At 62.5% G+C, this 2,567-nt stretch carries 3 protein-coding genes; all 3 read right to left on the bottom strand.

Translation table 11 applies throughout. The features are described from left to right. On the bottom strand, positions 1-963 hold a 963-nt coding region (locus tag AAC126_RS22145; RefSeq protein WP_339857623.1), incomplete at its 3' end, for a biotin carboxylase N-terminal domain-containing protein. Beyond that, complete coding sequence (locus tag AAC126_RS22140; protein WP_339857620.1) at positions 963-1,769, bottom strand: enoyl-CoA hydratase/isomerase family protein; 807 nt, start codon at positions 1,767-1,769, stop codon at positions 963-965. The genes AAC126_RS22140 and AAC126_RS22145, both read right to left, overlap by 1 nt. A gap of 3 nt (positions 1,770-1,772) precedes the next feature. Further along, the coding region (locus AAC126_RS22135; RefSeq protein WP_339857619.1) for a carboxyl transferase domain-containing protein at positions 1,773-2,567 on the bottom strand (795 nt) is incomplete at its 5' end.

Raw genomic sequence — 2,567 nt, 5'->3', positions numbered from 1 at the left:
GGCCCCCCGGATCTGCCAGGCGACGAGATCCTCGCCGGTGATCGCCTCGGTCACCGGATGTTCGACCTGCAGGCGGGTATTCATCTCCATGAAATAGAAGGCGCCGTCCTCGTCCATATTGAACTCGACCGTACCGGCGCCGACATAGTCGATGGCTTTCGCCGCATCGATCGCCGCTTTCGCCATCGCTGTGCGCACGGTCTCGTCCAGTCCCGGCGCTGGCGCTTCCTCGACGACCTTCTGGTGACGGCGTTGAACCGAGCAGTCTCGCTCGAAAAGATGCACCGCATTGCCGTGCCGGTCCGCGAAAACCTGCACCTCCACATGACGCGGCCGGGTCAGGTATTTCTCGATCAGCAGCCGGTCGTCACCGAAAGCGGCCGCGGCCTCGCGTTTGGCGGCGGCGATACCCTCTGCCAGATCCTTCGCCCGCTCGACCACGCGCATGCCCTTGCCGCCACCGCCGGCGCTCGCCTTCAGCAGCACCGGAAAGCCGATATCTACCGCCGCTTTTTCCAGTGTTTCCGCAGACTGGTCTGCACCGTGATAGCCCGGCACAAGCGGCACACCCGCTTTCGCCATGATGTCCTTGGCGGCCGCTTTCGAGCCCATGACCTCAATGGCCGGGACGTCCGGGCCGATGAAAAGAATATCCGCTTCCGCGCAGGCGCGTGCGAGTTCGGGATTTTCAGAGAGGAAGCCGTAGCCCGGATGGATCGCATCCGCGCCCGCCGCCTTTGCCGCCTCGATCAGGCGGTCAATCCGGAGATAGGATTCGGCCGCCGGAGCCGGGCCGATAAAATAAGCCGTATCGGCGGCGGCAACATGCAATGCGGCTGCATCCGCTTCCGAATAAACCGCGACCGTGCGGATGCCGAGTGAACGGGCCGTTCGGGCGATCCGGCAGGCGATCTCGCCCCGGTTCGCGATCAGCACTGTGCGAATGGTGCGACGCTCCGCCATCAGACAATCCAGTCCGGTTTGCGTTTTTCCAGGAAGGCCGACAATCCTTCGCGGCCTTCCCGCGTCGCCCGCTGACCGGCAATCCGCTGCGCGGTTTCCCGCCGGGTCGTATCGTCAAGCTCGCGTCCGGCGACTTCCCGCAACAGGGTTTTCGAGGCCCGTATGGCCTTTGGTCCGCCTTTCTTCAGTTCCCTGAGAATAGAGCCGACCTCTTCCCCCAGTGCATCGGGCGTGCAGACCCCATGCAACAGCCCCATGCGCAACGCCTCGGCCGCACCAAACCGCTCCCCGGTCTGGAACCAGCGATGGGATTCGCGGATACCGATGGCCTGGATAACATAGGGGCTGATAATCCCTGGAATAATGCCGAGCCGGACCTCGGAAAGGGAAAATTGCGCGCTGTCCGTCGCCACCGCGATATCACAGCAGGCGCAAAGGCCGAGACCACCGCCCATCGCCGCGCCGTTGACCTTGGCGACCGTCGTCATCGGCAACTCATAGAGTGCGTCCATCATGTTCGAGAACCGCATCGCGTCCTCAAAATTCTCATGCTGCGTATGGTCTGCCGCCCGCTTCATCCAGTTGAGATCGGCACCGGCGGAAAAGCTCTTTCCGGCACCGGTCAGAACCACGGCAAGGAGATCGTCCCGGTCAGCCAGCGAGCGGAACAATCCATGCAGATCCCCAATCAGGATCTCATCGAAGGCATTGTGGATGTCCGGCCGGTTCAGCGTGACGGTGACGATGCCTTCCGCGTCCTCGACGAGCAGACTCTCGGGCCGTTTGGGCGTGTATTCACTGTGCATCTGTTACATCCGGAAAATGCCGAATTTCGTCGGCTCGATATCGCGGTTCAGCGAAGCGGAAATGGAGAGGCCAAGAACGGTGCGCGTATCGGCGGGATCGATAATCCCGTCGTCCCACAGCCGGGCACTGGCGTAGTAGGGATGGCCCTGCGTCTCGTATTGGTCGCGGATCGGTGCCTTGAAGGCTTCTTCTTCGTCCTCGGGCCAGCTTTCGCCCCGCGCCTCGAGACCATCGCGGCGCACCTGGGCCAGCACGCTCGCCGCCTGCTCGCCGCCCATCACCGAAATCCGCGCATTCGGCCACATATAGAGCATGCGGGGACCATAGGCGCGTCCGCACATGCCGTAATTCCCGGCTCCGAATGAGCCGCCAATGATGACCGTGAATTTCGGCACCCGGGCCGAGGCAACAGCCGTCACCAGCTTGGCACCGTCCTTGGCGATACCACCGGATTCGTATTTCCGGCCGACCATGAAGCCGGTGATGTTCTGCAGGAACACGAGCGGAATACCGCGCTGGCAGCAAAGCTCGATGAAATGAGCGCCCTTGAGAGAGGATTCCGAGAACAGGATACCGTTATTGGCGATGATCCCGACCGGATACCCCCAAAGATGGGCAAAGCCGGTGACCAGCGTGGTGCCGTAGAGCGGTTTGAACTCATCGAACTCGGAGCCATCGACAATGCGGGCGATGATCTCGCGCACGTCATAGGGCGTCCGGGTATCCTCCGGCACGACGCCATAGATCTCTTCCGCATCGTAAAGCGGCTCGACCGGTTCGCGCACGGAGAGGCTCGG

Source organism: uncultured Nisaea sp. (assembly GCF_963974195.1).
Lineage (GTDB): Bacteria > Pseudomonadota > Alphaproteobacteria > Thalassobaculales > Thalassobaculaceae > Nisaea.
Note: the sequence above shows the minus strand (reverse complement) of the source record. Positions and strands in the feature narration are given on the sequence as shown.

Bases quoted from the DNA above. Each gene is read 5' to 3' on its own strand.
- AAC126_RS22140 (WP_339857620.1), bottom strand. From the start codon at position 1,769: ATGCACAGTGAATACACGCCCAAACGGCCCGAGAGTCTGCTCGTCGAG.